Source organism: Candidatus Pelagibacter sp. HIMB1636, from assembly GCF_052047675.1.
GTDB lineage: Bacteria > Pseudomonadota > Alphaproteobacteria > Pelagibacterales > Pelagibacteraceae > Pelagibacter.
Genome location: NZ_JBNAJP010000001.1, coordinates 1,028,309 through 1,044,669, shown reverse-complemented (window position 1 = coordinate 1,044,669; position 16,361 = coordinate 1,028,309). Strand labels below are relative to the sequence as shown.

The 16,361-nt window shown below is 28.1% G+C and carries 16 protein-coding genes; 8 read left to right on the top strand and 8 right to left on the bottom strand.

Annotated elements, in window-relative coordinates:
• Positions 1 to 37: 37 nt before the first annotated feature.
• Positions 38 to 685, top strand: a complete 648-nt coding sequence (gene yczE, locus ACTTA6_RS05455; RefSeq protein ID WP_440613754.1) for a membrane protein YczE — start codon at positions 38 to 40, stop codon at positions 683 to 685.
• On the opposite strand, the gene typA is transcribed toward yczE, so the two are convergent.
• The 3 genes from typA to groES all read right to left on the bottom strand — a co-directional run bounded on the left by typA (position 682) and on the right by groES (position 4,759).
• Positions 682 to 2,508 carry a translational GTPase TypA gene (gene typA / locus ACTTA6_RS05450; protein ID WP_440613755.1) on the bottom strand — a complete coding sequence of 609 codons (1,827 nt, stop codon included), beginning with the start codon at positions 2,506 to 2,508 and terminating at the stop codon, positions 682 to 684. The two genes, yczE and typA, sit on opposite strands and share 4 nt — an antisense overlap.
• A gap of 272 nt (positions 2,509 to 2,780) precedes the next feature.
• Positions 2,781 to 4,445, bottom strand: coding sequence for a chaperonin GroEL (gene groL / locus ACTTA6_RS05445; RefSeq protein ID WP_075506444.1), 1,665 nt, complete (start codon positions 4,443 to 4,445; stop codon positions 2,781 to 2,783).
• Positions 4,446 to 4,468: 23 nt separating this feature from the next.
• Complete coding sequence (groES, locus tag ACTTA6_RS05440; protein WP_440613756.1) at positions 4,469 to 4,759, bottom strand: co-chaperone GroES; 291 nt, start codon at positions 4,757 to 4,759, stop codon at positions 4,469 to 4,471.
• 130 nt (positions 4,760 to 4,889) lie between these two features.
• On the opposite strand from groES, the gene ACTTA6_RS05435 reads away from it, so the two are divergent.
• The 6 genes from ACTTA6_RS05435 (at position 4,890) to ACTTA6_RS05410 (ending at position 11,300) form a co-directional block, all read left to right on the top strand.
• The gene (locus tag ACTTA6_RS05435) at positions 4,890 to 5,708 is read left to right on the top strand and encodes a TIGR01459 family HAD-type hydrolase (protein WP_440613757.1); all 819 of its coding nucleotides are present in this window, start codon (positions 4,890 to 4,892) and stop codon (positions 5,706 to 5,708) included.
• Complete coding sequence (locus tag ACTTA6_RS05430; protein WP_440613758.1) at positions 5,702 to 6,625, top strand: bifunctional riboflavin kinase/FAD synthetase; 924 nt, start codon at positions 5,702 to 5,704, stop codon at positions 6,623 to 6,625. The genes ACTTA6_RS05435 and ACTTA6_RS05430 overlap by 7 nt, the downstream gene beginning before the upstream one ends.
• The gene (ileS, locus tag ACTTA6_RS05425) at positions 6,622 to 9,351 is read left to right on the top strand and encodes an isoleucine--tRNA ligase (protein WP_440613759.1); all 2,730 of its coding nucleotides are present in this window, start codon (positions 6,622 to 6,624) and stop codon (positions 9,349 to 9,351) included. Before ACTTA6_RS05430 ends, ileS begins: the two co-directional genes overlap by 4 nt.
• The gene (gene lspA, locus ACTTA6_RS05420; protein WP_440613760.1) at positions 9,351 to 9,848 is read left to right on the top strand and encodes a signal peptidase II; all 498 of its coding nucleotides are present in this window, start codon (positions 9,351 to 9,353) and stop codon (positions 9,846 to 9,848) included. Before ileS ends, lspA begins: the two co-directional genes overlap by 1 nt.
• 34 nt (positions 9,849 to 9,882) lie before the next feature.
• Positions 9,883 to 10,152, top strand: a complete 270-nt coding sequence (locus ACTTA6_RS05415) for a DUF3035 domain-containing protein (RefSeq protein WP_440680392.1) — start codon at positions 9,883 to 9,885, stop codon at positions 10,150 to 10,152.
• A 110-nt stretch (positions 10,153 to 10,262) separates the two neighbouring features.
• On the top strand, positions 10,263 to 11,300 hold the full coding sequence (locus ACTTA6_RS05410; protein ID WP_440680391.1) for a glucose-6-phosphate isomerase: 1,038 nt from the start codon (positions 10,263 to 10,265) through the stop codon (positions 11,298 to 11,300).
• Here ACTTA6_RS05410 and rsmD read toward each other — a convergent pair.
• Both rsmD and purD read right to left on the bottom strand, forming a co-directional pair.
• Positions 11,292 to 11,855, bottom strand: coding sequence for a 16S rRNA (guanine(966)-N(2))-methyltransferase RsmD (rsmD, locus tag ACTTA6_RS05405; protein ID WP_440613763.1), 564 nt, complete (start codon positions 11,853 to 11,855; stop codon positions 11,292 to 11,294). The two genes, ACTTA6_RS05410 and rsmD, sit on opposite strands and share 9 nt — an antisense overlap.
• Positions 11,852 to 13,117, bottom strand: coding sequence for a phosphoribosylamine--glycine ligase (purD, locus tag ACTTA6_RS05400; RefSeq protein WP_440613764.1), 1,266 nt, complete (start codon positions 13,115 to 13,117; stop codon positions 11,852 to 11,854). The genes rsmD and purD overlap by 4 nt, the downstream gene beginning before the upstream one ends.
• A 21-nt stretch (positions 13,118 to 13,138) precedes the next feature.
• Between purD and ACTTA6_RS05395 the strand changes: the two genes are divergently transcribed.
• The gene (locus ACTTA6_RS05395; RefSeq protein WP_440613765.1) at positions 13,139 to 13,330 is read left to right on the top strand and encodes a DUF2093 domain-containing protein; all 192 of its coding nucleotides are present in this window, start codon (positions 13,139 to 13,141) and stop codon (positions 13,328 to 13,330) included.
• An 8-nt stretch (positions 13,331 to 13,338) separates the two neighbouring features.
• On the opposite strand, the gene ACTTA6_RS05390 is transcribed toward ACTTA6_RS05395, so the two are convergent.
• From ACTTA6_RS05390 to ACTTA6_RS05380, 3 genes are read right to left on the bottom strand one after another with little or no spacing between them, the layout of a single operon-like run.
• A complete protein-coding gene (locus ACTTA6_RS05390; protein ID WP_440613766.1) occupies positions 13,339 to 14,199 on the bottom strand; it encodes a lysophospholipid acyltransferase family protein in 861 nt (286 codons plus the stop codon).
• A gap of 3 nt (positions 14,200 to 14,202) precedes the next feature.
• Complete coding sequence (lpxK, locus tag ACTTA6_RS05385; protein ID WP_440613767.1) at positions 14,203 to 15,129, bottom strand: tetraacyldisaccharide 4'-kinase; 927 nt, start codon at positions 15,127 to 15,129, stop codon at positions 14,203 to 14,205.
• On the bottom strand, positions 15,110 to 16,360 hold the full coding sequence (locus ACTTA6_RS05380; protein ID WP_440613768.1) for a 3-deoxy-D-manno-octulosonic acid transferase: 1,251 nt from the start codon (positions 16,358 to 16,360) through the stop codon (positions 15,110 to 15,112). Before ACTTA6_RS05380 ends, lpxK begins: the two co-directional genes overlap by 20 nt.
• Position 16,361: the final 1 nt, after the last annotated feature.

The following is a 16,361-nucleotide window of genomic DNA, read 5'->3' as shown; positions in this document are numbered from 1 at the left end:
ATATAAATAAAAATTAAATTAAAAGTATCAATATTTAATGTTCCTATCTATAAAAAATATTCCAAAAGTAAATTGGAGCTCAAACGAAAGTTTGAACTTTAAGCCAAAATTTTCAACATCATTTTTTTTAATTTTTGGTTTAACAATTTTTGGTTTGGGAGAAGGTTTGTTAATTTTATCAACAACTGGAAACTCACCCTGGTCAGTATTAGCTGAAGGAATTTCGCTTAACTCTAGTTTATCCATTGGAGCAGCAACTTTTTTTGTAAGTGTAGGAGTACTTTTTTTATGGATTTTTTTAAAACAAAAACCAGGTCTTGGAACAATATTTAATATCATCGTGATTGCTGCTATGATTGATTTCACTCTAAATTATTTTCAACCACCTTCATCTCTTTTTACAAAATACTTATTAGCAGTTCTTTCAGTAATTTTAGTAGGACTTGGTAGTGGTATTTATTTAGTAGCTAATCTTGGTCCAGGTCCACGAGATGGTTTAATGACAGGACTAACAAAAACAACAAATTTACCTATAGCCTTAGTAAGAGCTTCTTTAGAAATTACTGTTGTAATTATTGGTTGGTATTTAGGTGGGACCGTTGGAGTGGGCACACTTATATTTGCTTTTGGAATTGGCCCTTGTGTAGCTTTAGGATTATTTTTAGTTGGAAAAATATTTAACTAAGCAGCTGCGCTAGTTTTCTCACTTCTTTTTCTTTCATGAGGATCAAGAATTGCTTTTCTCAATCTACAAGACTCAGGTGTAATCTCTAATGCTTCATCACTGTTAAGCATACTTAGTTGTTCAGCTATTGACATTTTTCTAACAGGAGTAAGAACGACGTTTTCGTCTGTTCCTTGTGTTCTCATATTTGTTAATTTTTTTCCTTTCATGACATTTATAATCATGTCACCTGGTTTTGGTGATAATCCAACAATCATACCTGGATAAACAGGATCATTGTGAGTAACAAACATTTCTCCTCTCGCTTGAAGGTTAAAGATTGCAAAAGCTACTGCTTTTCCTTGTTCCATTGCAATTAATGCACCATTTCTTCTACCTTCCATTTCACCTTCAAAAGGACCGTAGTCATGGAAAATTCTATTAATTACACCTTCCCCTTTAGTAAGCGTTAGAAATCTACTTGTGTATCCCATCAAACCTCTCGTAGGTGCATGAAATATCAATCTTTTCTTATTTGTACCGGTATCTTTTAGTTCAATTAACTTACCTTTTCTTCTATTCATTGAGTCGATTACTTTTGAAGAGTGTTCTTCATCTAAATCCATAGTAATTTCTTCAATTGGTTCAAGTTTGTTTCCTTGCTCATCAGTCTTAAATAAAACTTTTGGTGGACTCACTGTCATTTCAAAACCTTCTCTTCTCATTTGAGTAAGAAGTATTTCCAACATCAATTCACCTCGTCCACTTACAACGAATGAGTCTTTTCCATCATTTTCTGAAAAAGTAATTCCAACATTGTTTTGTGCTTCTTGAACTAATCTTTCTCTAATTTGTGTACTTGTAAGTTTTTTACCCTCTGTTCCTGCTAATGGAGAAGTATTAACAGTTATTGTAATCGACATTGTAGGAGGATCAATCGGAGTTGCTGGTATAGGATCATTAACTTCCAAATTACAGATTGTATCAGCAACATTTGCCTTTTCTAATCCAGCTACAACGACAATATCTCCTGCTTCTCCAACATCAATTGGAACTTTTTTAGTTCCTTCATATCTAAAAATCTTTGTTAATTTTCCTTCATCAACTTTTTCACCATTTAAATTAATAGCTTTGATTGGTTGATTTGCTTTTGCTGTCCCTTGTGTAATTCTACCCACAAGACTTCTACCTAAAAAACTGTCTGAATAAAGCAATGTAGATAACATTGCAAAAGGTTTGGTCTTATCTAATTCAGCTGGTTTAACGTGGTCCACTATTAAGTCTAATAAAGGATTTAAATTTTTTCTTGGTCCATCTACCTCATGATCTGCCCATCCAGATCTTCCACTCGCATATAAAACAGGAAAATCTAATTGTTCTTCATTAGCATCTAAACTTACAAACAGATCAAAAGTTTCATCCAAGACCTCATTAGCTCTTTGATCTGCTTTATCTAATTTATTAATAACTACAATTGGTTTTAAACCTTGTTTTAATGCTTTCGATAAAACAAATTTTGTTTGAGGCATTACTCCCTCTGCAGAGTCAATTAATAAAAGAGCTCCATCAGCCATACTCAAAACTCTTTCAACTTCTGCCGCAAAATCTCTGTGGCCAGGCGTATCAATAATATTTATTCTTGAATCATTCCAGTTTATCGAGGCAGGTTTTGCAAGAATTGTAATTCCTCTTTCTTTTTCTAGTTCCCCAGAGTCCATTAATCTTTCATCAACAACTTCATTTTCTCTAAATGATCCACTTTGTTTCATTAAATTGTCAATCAAAGTAGTTTTGCCATGGTCAACATGGGCTATGATTGTGATGTTTCTTATATTGTTGCTCATAAATTGTGGCTCTTATACATATTTAATTTGATATTAAAACTTAAAAAAACTCATGACTGTCTTGATAAATTTAAATAACTTGTGATTAATTAGGCTTTTTTTGTTTATCTTTTTTAAGTTTCCTTTTTTCTTTAAAGCTTAATTTGGGTTTCTTTTTTACACTCGAATCCTTAAATGACTTTCCACTGTATCTTTTTGACATAATTTAAACTTACATAAAAAAAAGGCCATCATGTGATGGCCTTTTAAATTTTAGTTTTAGAGTAGTGGGATTACATTCCCATTCCACCCATTCCTCCCATGCCGCCCATTCCACCAGGCATACCACCAGGCATTCCACCACCAGCAGCATCTTTTTCCTCAGGTTTGTCAGCAATCATCGCTTCTGTAGTTACTAATAATCCAGATATTGAAGCAGCATCTTGTAGAGCAGTTCTTACAACTTTAACAGGATCTATAATACCTTTAGCGAACATATCACAATATTCTTCGCTTTGTGCATCGTACCCGTGTGTTTTTTTGTTTTGCTCTAACAATTTACCAACAACTACCGAACCATCTACACCAGCATTTTTAGTAATTTGTCTGATTGGAGCTTCAAGTGCTTTTCTAACAAGCTCTACGCCAGCTTTTTGATCATCACCTTTTGCTTTAACCTTATTAAGGTCTTGAGCAGCGTAAAGTAATGCACAACCACCGCCAGTTACAATACCTTCTTCAACTGCGGCTCTTGTTGCGTTCAAAGCATCTTCAACTCTATCTTTTCTTTCTTTAACTTCAACTTCAGTTGCACCACCAACTTTGATTACAGCAACTCCGCCTGCTAGTTTTGCAAGTCTTTCTTGAAGTTTCTCTCTGTCATAGTCAGAAGTTGTTTCGTCAATTTGTTGTTTAATTGAAGCACATCTTCCTTCGATATCAGATTTTTTACCACTTCCATTAACAATGGTACTGTTATCTTTATCTACTTTAACTTTCTTACATGAACCTAGGTCATCAAGTTTAACATTCTCAAGTTTAATTCCTAAATCTTCAGAAATAACCTGACCTCCAGTTAAGATAGCAATATCTTCAAGCATTGCTTTTCTTCTATCACCAAAACCAGGTGCTTTTACCGCAACTACTTTAAGACCACCTCTTAACTTGTTTACCACTAAAGTTGCTAAAGCTTCTCCTTCAACATCTTCAGAAATAATCATTAATGGTCTACCTGCTTGAACAACAGCTTCTAGTAGAGGAACCATTGGTTGTAGGTTTGTTAATTTTTTTTCATGTAAAAGAATGAAAGGATTATCTAACTCAGTAGTCATTTTATCACTATTGGTAATAAAGTATGGTGATAAATAACCTCTGTCGAATTGCATACCTTCAACAACGTCTAGTTCAGTTTCAATTCCTTTATTTTCTTCAACTGTGATAACACCTTCGTTTCCAACTTTTTGCATTGCTTTTGCAATCATAGTTCCAATTTCTTTATCACCATTTGCAGAAATAGTTCCAACTTGTGCAATTTCATCACTGTCTTTTACTTTTTTAGCTGATGCTACTAAGTTTTCTTTTACAACTTCAACCGCTGCATCAATTCCTCTCTTAACATCCATAGGATTCATGCCAGCAGTTACGTATTTTACACCTTCTCTAACAATTGCTTGTGCAAGAATAGTTGCAGTTGTTGTACCATCACCAGCCTCATCATTTGTTTTGCTAGCAACTTCTTTAACCATCTGCGCGCCCATATTTTCAAACTTATCTTCAAGATCAATTTCTTTAGCAACAGAAACACCATCTTTAGTAATTCTAGGTGCACCATAAGATTTATCCATTACTACGTTTCTTCCTTTAGGACCCAAAGTTACTTTAACAGTATCAGCTAAGATATTTACTCCTCTAATCATAGCTGCTCTTGCTTCAGCATCAAATTTAACAACTTTTGCCATTTTGTTTTCTCCTTTAAATTAAATTACTTAGTTGAAATACCCATAATGTCAGACTCTTTCATTATGCTATATTCTTTGCCATCTATTTTGACTTCAGTTCCTGACCACTTGCCAAATAAAACTTTGTCTCCAACTTTAACATCCATTGGAATTGTTTTTCCATCTTCTGTTTTAGCTCCACCACCAACAGCAACAACTTTTCCTTCTTGAGGTTTTTCTTGAGCTGTATCTGGGATAATTATTCCACCAGCAGTTTTTTCACTGCTGTCTAAAACTTCTATTAACACTCTGTCATGTAACGGTTTAAACTTCATAAATCTCCTTTATAATTCTATATAAATATGAGCCTCATATAGATATTTCATGGCCTATTTCAAGATAAGAGAATCTTTTCAGAGTAATTATGCTAGGAAAATCTAAATATTATGGTTTATAGGTAAAATAATGACCAAAAATTTAGACTTAGACGGCCTTCAGTCAATTGCTGATAATTATGACCTTTTTTATATAGATTTGTGGGGGGTTATTCATAATGGTGTCAAATTACATAACTCAGCAATAGCAACTCTAAATGAACTAAAGAAAAAAAATAAAAGTTTTGTTCTTTTAACCAATGCCCCAAGACCAAATACTACAGTAAATAAATTTTTAGAAAAAATGGGCATGAGTGATGATTTGACAAAACATGTTTATACTTCGGGTGAAGCAGCTTTAAATTTTTTAAAAACATCTTTCAAATCTAAGAATTTTTTTCATATAGGTCCTCCTAGAGATTTTGATTTGTTCAATGAATTTAAAAATTATAAATCAACTGAACTAAATCAAAGTGAATATTTACTTTGCACAGGTTTGTTCGATGAGCATGAGGATGATTTAAGTTATTATAAAAACTTGCTTGAAAAACACATAACAAAAAAAATGATTTGTACAAATCCTGATTTAATTGTTGATAGAGGAAATATAAGAGAGTTGTGTGCAGGCTCAGTTGCTATGGTTTTTGAAAAAATGGGTGGAGAAGTAATTTATTTTGGCAAACCTCATGCGGAGGTTTATAATCAGTCTATAGATAATATTGGTAAGAAAGTTTTGGCAATTGGTGATAATTTAAATACAGACATAAAAGGTGCTAACTTATTAAATTACCATTCCTTGTTGGTTTGTAATGGAATTCATAAAGAAGAAATACAGAACAAAGGAGTTACTGAAGTATCAAAAGAGTATGAAGCTATCGTTAATTTTACTCAAACAGAATTAAAATGGTAAAGTTATATAAAAATTTCAATATTAATAATCACCATAAAAATTCAATTATATTAATTGGAAATTTTGATGGTCTTCATTTAGGACATCAAAAATTATTTAAATTAGCTCTATCATATAAAAAAAAATATAATTCAAAAATTGGTGTGATTAATTTTGATCCAATGCCCAAGATGTATTTTAACAATTCATTGAAGAATTTTAAAATTTCATCTGTAAATCAAAAATTAGATTTACTTAAAGAATTAAAAGTAGATTTTATAATTACAAAAAAATTTGATAAAAATTTTTCCAAAATAAAATCAATTAAATTTATAAAAGAAATTTTATATAAAAAACTCAATTGCAAGTTTATATTTGTAAGTAATAATTTTAGATTTGGAAATAAAAGAGAAGGTGATGTTAAATTACTTATACAAAATGAAAAAAATTATAATTATAAAGTTATTAAACCAAAGCCACTTTTAAAAAGTAAAAAAATAGTATCTTCAACGATAATAAGAAACTTACTTGAAAAAGGTAATTTAAATAGAGCTAATAAATTTTTAGGAAGAGAGTGGACCATTGATGGAATAGTTCAAAAGGGAAGACAAGTTGGAAAAAAAATTGGTTTTCCAACATGTAATATAGATATTAAGGATTATGTCCTAGCACAGCCTGGAGTTTATGCAGTAAGAGTATTAAGAAAAAAAAATCAAAAAAAATTGAGTGGAATAGCAAATCTTGGCTATAGACCTACATTTAATCAAAAAAAAATCTTACTTGAGGTGCATTTGTTCAATTTTTCTGGAAATCTTTATAATAAGCTTTTATCAGTGCAGTTTTTAAAGTTTATTAGAAAAGAAAAAAAATTTAAGAATGTTGATCAACTTAAAAGACAGATTAAATCTGATTTAAATATTGCAAAAAAAACTAAATGAGTAAATCTAATATAAATTTACCTAAAACAGCTTTCTCTATGAAGGCCAATTTACCAATCAGAGAGCCTGAGATTCTAGATTATTGGCAAAAAATAAATCTTTATGATCAATTGAGAAAATCTAGTAAAGGCAAAGAAAAATTTATTTTACACGATGGCCCTCCCTATGCAAACGGCAATATTCATATGGGGACTGCATTAAATAAAATTTTAAAAGATATAATTGTAAAATTTCATCAAATGGATGGAAAAGATTCAATTTATGTCCCTGGATGGGATTGTCATGGTTTGCCCATTGAATGGAAAATAGAAGAGGAATACAAAAAAAATAAGAAAAATAAAAACGATGTTCCTATAGTTGAGTTCAGAAAAGAGTGTAGATCTTTTGCGGAAAAATGGATTGAAATTCACAAAGGTCAATTTAAAAGATTAGGCGTAGTTGGTGATTGGGAAAATTATTATTCTACAATGAGCTTTGATGCGGAGGCTCAAATAGTAAGAGAGCTAGGAAAATTTCTTAAAGAAGGAAGTTTATATCGAGGTTACAAACCAGTTTTATGGTCAACTGTTGAAAAAACTGCACTTGCTGATGCAGAAGTAGAATATCAAGATCATAAGTCAGATACTATATATACCTCGTTTCCAGTAAGGTCGTCTAAGATCAAAGAATTAGAAAAAAGTGAAATTATAATTTGGACCACAACACCATGGACGATTCCTGCAAACAAAGCTTTAGCTTATAATGAAGCATTAGAATATGTTTTATTGCAAGTTAATGATGAGGGAGATTTTCAAAACAGAAAAATAGTTGTCGCACAAGCTTTACTTGAGTCAGTCATAAAAGAATGTGGAATTAAAAATTATAAAGAGATTAAAAAGTTTAAAGGAAAAGAGTTCAAGGATACTATTTGTAATCATCCCTTTTTAAACTTAGGTTATGAAACTGAGATCCCAATGTTAGAAGCAAGATTTGTGACGACAGAGCAGGGCACAGGAATAGTTCATTGTGCGCCAAGTCATGGACCAGATGATTTTAATTTATGTTTGAATAATGGAATAAAAGCAATAGAGACAGTTGATGGTGATGGGAAATATACAAATAATGTAAAATTATTTGAAGGTATTCATATTTTTAAAGCTAACCCAATAGTAATTGAAAAACTTAAAGAGCAAAAAAATTTATTATCAAATGGTGAGCTAGTTCATTCTTATCCTCATTCTTGGAGATCAAAAGCACCATTGGTTCATAGAGCAACACCTCAGTGGTTTATTTCTATGGAAAGTCATAAATTAAGAGACAAAGCTTTAAAAGCCATTGATGATACAACATTTTATCCAAGCAAGGGAAAAGAAAGATTAAAATCTATGATCGAAACTAGACCTGATTGGTGCGTTTCTAGACAAAGAGTGTGGGGTGTCCCTTTACCTATTTTTGTTAATAAAAAAACCAAAGAAATTTTAGTTGATGATGAAGTCAATGAAAATATTGCATCAATTTATGAAAAAGAGGGATCTGATTGTTGGTTTTCAGACGATCCGCAAAGATTTTTAGGCGATAAATATAAAGCACAAGATTATGATAAATTAAGTGATATTGTTGAAGTTTGGTTTGATAGTGGCTCAACCCACTCATTTGTATTAGAGAAAAGAAATGACCTTAAATGGCCAGCATCAATGTATTTAGAAGGATCAGACCAGCATCGAGGTTGGTTTCATTCATCTTTGTTAGAGTCTTGTGGCACAAGAGGGAGAGCCCCATTTGAGTCAATTTTATCTCATGGTTTTGTGGTAGATGGAAAAGGTTTAAAAATGTCTAAATCTCTAGGAAATGTTATTGCACCAGAAGATATATTGAAAAAATATGGTGCAGATATACTTAGAATTTGGGTGGCATCTTCAAACTACTCAGAAGATTTAAGAATTGATTATTCGATTTTGGACCAGCATGCAGACTCTTATAGAAAAATTCGAAATACATTTAGATATTTATTAGGAAATCTTAATGATGATTTTAAAGAAATTAATTTTGATGAGATTGATGTAAAAAATCTTCCAGAATTAGAACAGTATATCTTGCACAAATTATTTAATTTAAATAATAGCTTTAAAAAATATTTTCAAAATTATGATTTTCATAATTTATACAAAGAATTATTAAATTTCTGTACAGTAGATTTATCTGCCTTTTATTTTGATATAAGAAAAGATACTCTTTATTGTGATGCCAAAAGCTCTGAAAAGAGAAAATCAACAATTTTGGTACTAAATATTATTTTAGACAAACTATTAAGATGGTTTGCTCCAATTTTGTCATTCACAACAGAAGAAATTTATAGAATGTTATTTAAAAATAAAAAAAGCATTCACTTAGAGAAATTTGTGGAATTGCCAAGTAGTTTTGAAAATAATTCACTTAATGAAAAGTGGAATGAATTAATTAAAATTAGAAATATTTGCAATGTTAGTATTGAGGAAAAAAGAGCTAGTAAAGAAATTGGCTCAAGCCTTGAAGCTGAAATAAATATTCAATTAAATAATAAGCTAGAAAGTGTATGTGAAAATATAGATTTTTCTGAGCTCTGCATAACTTCTAAAGCATCCGTGACATATAAAAAAGATATAGATACAGTTGTTAAAACATTGAAAGCTAAAGGAATTAAGTGTGTGATGTGTTGGAAAATAAAAGAAGAGAAGTGTGATAGAGATAATTGTCCTAAAAACAATTAATGATTTTAAGAAATTTTTTTAAAAGATATTTATACGAATTAATTACAATTATTTTCATTTTTACAATAGATAGAGTATCTAAATTATATGTAATTAGTTTTTATGAAAAAACAGGAATTTCAGAGATATATTTTTCAAAATATTTAAATATCCATTTTATATGGAACGAAGGAATAGCATTTGGATTGTTTTCTTTTGGAAGTAGTTTTTTTTATAATGTACTGTCATCAATTATTTTATTAATTATAATTTTTTTATTTTTTTATGCATTTAAGCATAATGGGATAAAAAAATATTCATTACTTATGATTTTTGCAGGTGCTTTAGGTAACTTATTTGATAGATTATATTACAAATCTGTTCCAGATTTTATTGATTTTCATTTTCAAAATTTTCATTGGTTCATATTTAATGTAGCAGATATATTTATAACTTTAGGAGTGATTTTTATGATATTTTTAGAATTTACTGGTAATAATAAAAAAGAAAATGAATAAAATTTTTAGAACTTTTTTATTGTTAGTTTTTTTTGTGACAATCTCTTCATGTGGAACTGTTAAGAAGGCTTTTACAAATCAAAAGAAAAACAGTAGTGATGAGTTTTTAGTAGAAAAGAAAGCGCCACTAACCATGCCTCCAGATTACAATGAATTACCAAAACCAAAACAAAACATTGAAGAAGAAAAGCCCACTAATAGTATAAAGGAACTCATCGTAGAAGATGAAGTCAATGAGAATGATATTTCAAGTGAAAATTTAAATCTTGAAGAGACATTGCTAAAAAAAATCAAAAATAATTAATGTTAACTAAAAGTATTAAGTTTAAAAATTTTAAATTTAAAAGCAATTTTTCAAACACAAAAAAAAAACTTTATCAATTATTGAAAAAAAAAAATTATGTTTTTCTTTCAATGGGACGTAATTACAAAGATAGTTATACAAAAACGCTAATTCAAAAATATAAAAAATATAAAAGTTTTAGAATTATAGGAATGGGAGGATCTTCTCTTGGAACTAGAGCGATATATGATTTTTTAAAATCTAAAATAAATAAAAATTTTGAATTTTTAGATAATCTTCAAATTGTTAAAAACAAAAATGAAAAATATTTAAATTTAATAGTTTCAAAATCAGGAAATACTATTGAGACAATCGTAAATGCAAATATTTTTATAAAAAAAAATGAAAAAAATATTTTTATAACTGAAAACAAAAATAATTATCTTATAAATCTAGCACAAAAATTGAAATCTGACATAATTCATCACAGTAATTATATTGGTGGAAGATATTCTGTGTTATCGGAAGTAGGAATGTTACCAGCTGAATTAATGGATTTAAATCCTAATAAATTCAGACAATTCAATACATTAATTAAGAACAAAAATTTTTTAAACAATTTAATTAAAAATGTCAGCATAATACTTAAACTGATAAAAAATAAAAAGTTTAACTCTGTAATCATTAATTACGATGAGCGTTCTGACAATTTATTTAAATGGTATCAACAATTAGTTGCCGAAAGTCTTGGGAAGAAAAAAAAAGGAATTCTCCCAATCGTGTCCTCTATGCCCAAGGATAATCATAGTGTTATGCAACTCTATTTAGACGGATTTAGAAATAATTTTTTTACTTTTTTTTATGTGCATGAAAAAAATTCTCCAAAGATAAATAACAATTTAATATTGCCCTCTAAGAATTTTTTAAAGGGAAAAACATTATCAAAAGTTATTTATGCTCAAAAAATAGCAACTGAAAATGTTTTTAAGAAAAAAAATATACCATTCAGAAGCTTCGAAATAACCAAGAGAGATGAAAAAACTCTTGGAGAATTATTTTGTTTTTTTATTATGGAAACAATATTATTAGGAAAGTGTATGAACTTAAATCCTTACGATCAACCGTCAGTAGAATTAATTAAAACCGAAACGCACAAGTTACTAAGATAGTAAATTTATAAACATTACTTTTGAAATTCCGTATTTTTTATTTTCAATAACTTCAAAATTTTTAGGAAAGATATCTTTTTGATTTTTATGTCTGTGAAGAATGATAATTCCGTCTGTATTTAATAAATGTATATTATTTATTTTTTCTAAAATTATATTTAAATCATCTTTGTAAGGTGGATCCAGAAAAATAATGTCAAATTTATCAATGAAACTTTCAAAAAAACTATCTTCATAAATATCTTTTTCTATTATTTTATAATTATTGACTTTATTTAAATTTAATAAGTTTTTTTTTAAAACAGGCAAAACTCCACTATATTTTTCGACAAAAGTTACTTCTTGAACTCCCCTAGACAAGCATTCAACCCCAAATGATCCAACACCTGAAAATAAGTCTAATACTTTTGATTCTTGTAATGAAATTTTTATCTTATTAGAGTGTGCAATTATGTTAAAAATAGATTCCTTAGTTAAATCCTTTAAAGGTCTTGTTTTAATGTCATTTGGTTCTAAGATTTTTTTACCTTTGTAAAAACCTGATATTATTCTCATTCTTTAATTACTTTGTAGCCTATATCTTTTCTAAAAAATCCACTATCCCAATTTAAGAGTTCAATATTTTTGAAAATTTTTATTTGAGCGTCTTTAAATTCTTCTGATAAAGTTACAAAGTTTAAGACCCTACCACCAACTGCATAAATTTTATTATTCTTTTGTATAGTTCCCGCATGAAACATATACTCATCATTATTCTGTATAATTTTATTAATATTTTCTATCTCTATATTTTTTTTATATTCGTCTGGATAACCTTTGGAGCATATTACAAAACAAAGACTATTTTTATTATGCCAATCAATTTTTGTTTCATTTAGTTTTCTATCACAACAAGATATAAAAATATCAATGATATCAGTTTTAAGTTTTGGCAAGATTGTTTGACACTCAGGGTCACCCATTCTTACGTTATATTCTATTAGGTATGGTTCATCATCTACAATCATTAAACCTGCATATAAAAAACCTTTGTATTCAGTTCCAATCTCAGCCAGACCTTTAAGTGTAGGTTTAATAATTTTGTTAATTATTTTTTTTTCTAATTCATCGTTTATTAGTCTTGATGGAGAATATGATCCCATTCCTCCGGTATTTTTTCCCTTATCACCTTCCAAAACTCTTTTGTGATCTTGCGCTGTTCCAAAATTTTTAAATATTTTTCCATCATGTATTGTGAAGTAACTCATTTCTTCACCTGCTAAAAACTCCTCAATCAGTACTTTTTCAGCTTTACCAAATTTACCATTAAAAATTTCATCAATTGCATCTTCTGCTTCACTGTAGCTTTTAGCTATATAAACTCCTTTACCTGCTGCTAAATTATCAGCTTTAATTACAATCGGATATTTGCTTTTATTTAAATAGCTCTTAGCTTCGTCTCTATTAGGAAAAATTCCAAATTTTGCTGTTGGAATATTAAATTTTTCACAAATTTGTTTCGTAAAAATTTTTGAACCTTCGAGCTGTGAAGCAATTTTATTTGGACCAAATACTTTTATATTAAATTTTTCTAGATAATCTACAATACCTTCTACAAGTGGTTGTTCAGGCCCAATAACAATCAAATCAATATTTTTTTCAATGATGAAATTTTTTAAATTTTCAAAGTTTTTTAGATCTAAATTTATATTTTCAGCTAAATTTTCAGTACCAGCATTTCCTGGAAAACAAAATATTTTATCAATTTTATCAGATTTTTTAATTGAATGGCATAACGCATGCTCTCTACCACCACTTCCTATTATTCCAACTTTCATATAAAACTGTATAAACTAAAAATGATGAAAAAATTAGCAAAAATAAAATATTTACCTAATAATTTTCAAATATTAGAAAATGGTGATCATGTCATCTGTGCTGTTTCTGGAAAAAAAATAGCTTTAGAAAATTTAACTTATTGGAATGTAGAATTGCAAGAAGCTTATTTTTCTTACATAGAGGCAAACCAAAAAAGAGAGCAACAAAATTAAATTAAAATTTATTTCCAACGATTATGAGACCAAATCCACTGCTCAGGATTCTTAATAATCATTTTTTCAAGTATTTCGTTTAGTTTTTCAGTAATTTCAATTATTGAATGTTCTTTAGAGAACACAACTGGTTTTTTAATAATCACTTTATATTTTATATTACCAATCCTTTCTATGAAAACAGGCACTATAGGTATATCGTATTTCTTTACTAACTGAGCAGGGATTGTTGTTGTTAAGGCTTGTTTATTAAACAAGTTACTCAATACTCCTTCCGATACTCTTTGATCTATCATTAATGCTGTTGAATAATTTTTTTTTTTATATTTAATTAAATTTTTTAAGCCTCCAATGCCTTTTTTAATTTGATTTTTACAAATATACTTTTTTCTAATTGTTTCCATTACCAGATTTAAGAACATGTTATTTAGTGGACGATAAATTGTTGCAAGTTTGATTTCATTTTTTTCTAAACTCATTGCCATTAATTCAAAATTACTAAAATGCCCTGATATAAAAACTACTTGTGAATTTTTTCTTTTTATTTCGTCTAAAATATCTTTACCTTCAATTTCTATATTTTCTTTTAATTTTCCATTTCTAAAATCTTTAATAAAAATATATTCAGCAAATACTCTACCGTAATTATTCCACATTGATGTTTTGATTTTATTTAGATTTTCTTCGCTTATATTAGGAATTGCTCTTTTAATATTTTCATCGATAGTTTTTTTAGACCTAAAAAATGGCCCAATATTTTCAAATATTTTTCCACTTAGTTTTGAAGACAATTTAGCCCCCAATATTTTAAATAATATAAAACAAAAAAGAGCAAGTAAAAATTGAAAAAAATATTTTATAATCTTCATTTTTTAAATAATTGATTTAATAAATTTTTCTTCTTCCAAGATTTTCAATTTAGATTTTATAAACTTTAAATTTTCAAAATTCATATTTTTCAATCTTAAAAAATCTTTTTCAGTTGTCACTATTTTGCAACCCAATTCTTTTGCTAAATTATATATTTTTTTCATATCATTATCTTTGTACTGATAGTGATCTGGAAATTCGAAATCTTTTAAAATTTTAAAACTATATTCTTTCATCATTGAAACAAATGTTCTGTGATTACCAATACCTGAAAATACTAAGTAATTATCTTCAATATTAAACTCATTCAAATTTTCTGGAATATATTTTCCTATATATATGTCTATTTCTGGGTTTATATTTAAAATTTTTTTCTTCAAATATTCTAAATTTTCTAAGTTACCGTTTATAAATACTTGCTTATAATTTTTTAAGTTGCTTATCTCCTCTCTTAATGGACCCGCAGGTATAGTAAGACCATTTCCAATCCAATTTAAATTATTAAAGCAAACTATTTTTGTATCATATTCAATACTTTGATCTTGGAGACCGTCATCTAAGATAGCAATCTCAAAACCATTATCTTCTGCATCTCTGATGGCATTATATCTTTTATTTGATAAAAAAAGTTGACCATGATTTTTTAAGAGAATTTGTTCATCCTGCTGATTGTTATAAAATTTTTTAACAAAACAAGTTTTGATATTTTTTTTTTCTAAAATATTTTTAAGTTCTATACTTAATGATGTTTTGCCAGTTCCTCCCAAATAAATATTTCCAATACAGATAGTTTTTATTTTAAATTTATTTTTTTTTTTCTTACTTTTTAAAAAACTTAATAATTGAATTAATTTAGCAAGAGGAAGCAATAGGTACGCCAACAAATTAGGTTTTTCATTTTCCCAAAATCTAGGTTTTTTTAAATTCATTTAGGATATATTTATCAAGTTCTTTTATAGTTTTTTTTAAAATTTTATCTCCAATATTTTTTATTTTGATCCCAGTATTATTATTTTTTTTGAATCTAATTGACGACGCTAATTGTTTTGGAGAATAAATAGTTTTTGAGACGTTTAAAGATTTAAGGAGATAATAGATATCAGTAAAATTGCTTGTATCCGGACCATGTAAAATATTAGCACCAAATCTTGCTGCTTCTAATGGGTTTTGTCCACCTCTATTTATTATGGAGCCACCCAAAAAAACTGATGAACTGATCTTGTGAAATTTTTTTGTTTCACCAAAGCTATCAACTAAATAGATATCTGTATTTTTAAGATTTTGATTTTTAGAACTATGTAAAGTAACTTTTAGTCCAAGATTATTTAATTCAGAACTAATTTTATTTGCTCTATGTATGTGTCTTGGAATAATTATTGTTAAAAGATTTTTGTATTTTTTTTTAAGATGAATATGTGTTTTACCGCAAAATATTTCTTCTGGATTATGTGTACTTGAAGCAACCCAAATTTTTTTTTTTTTAAATTCAGACTTTAAATTGGATTTAAATTTATCAAAATGATAATTTCCAATCTCTGCAAATTTTAAATTTCCTAGATGATCAATTTTACTACTTGTAAGTTTTTTTAAATAAGTATTTGTTTCTCTATTTTGTGGATAGGCAATTGTTAAATTATCAAATACTGATTTCCCAAAATTCTTGATTTTAATCCAATTATTATAAGTCTTTTTTGTTAACCTTGCGTTTATCAAAATGAGAGGAATTTTTCTCTTTTTAATATTTTGAAACATGCAAGGCCAAATTTCTGAGTCTATAAATATTGAAATATCTGGTTTCCAAAAATTCAAAAATCTATTTGTAAATAGATAGAAATCTATAGGGTAAAATTGATGTATGGTTTTTTTAAACTTAAATTTTTTTATAACTTTTGAGGAACTTAATGTGCTGGATGTAATCAATATTTGTTTAATAGATTTATTTTTTTCATAATGTTTAATTAAAGGAACAACACTCATAATTTCACCCACACTTGCTCCATGAAACCAAATGAGCTTACCATTAATTCTTTTTTTTGACGGAAAACTAAATTTTTCTATGAATCTTTGGTTATGTTCTTTTTTTTTTACTATCCTAAAAATAATTATTAAAGGAGATAATATTAAAATAATTAAAATAATTATTTGATAAAGAAATAGCATT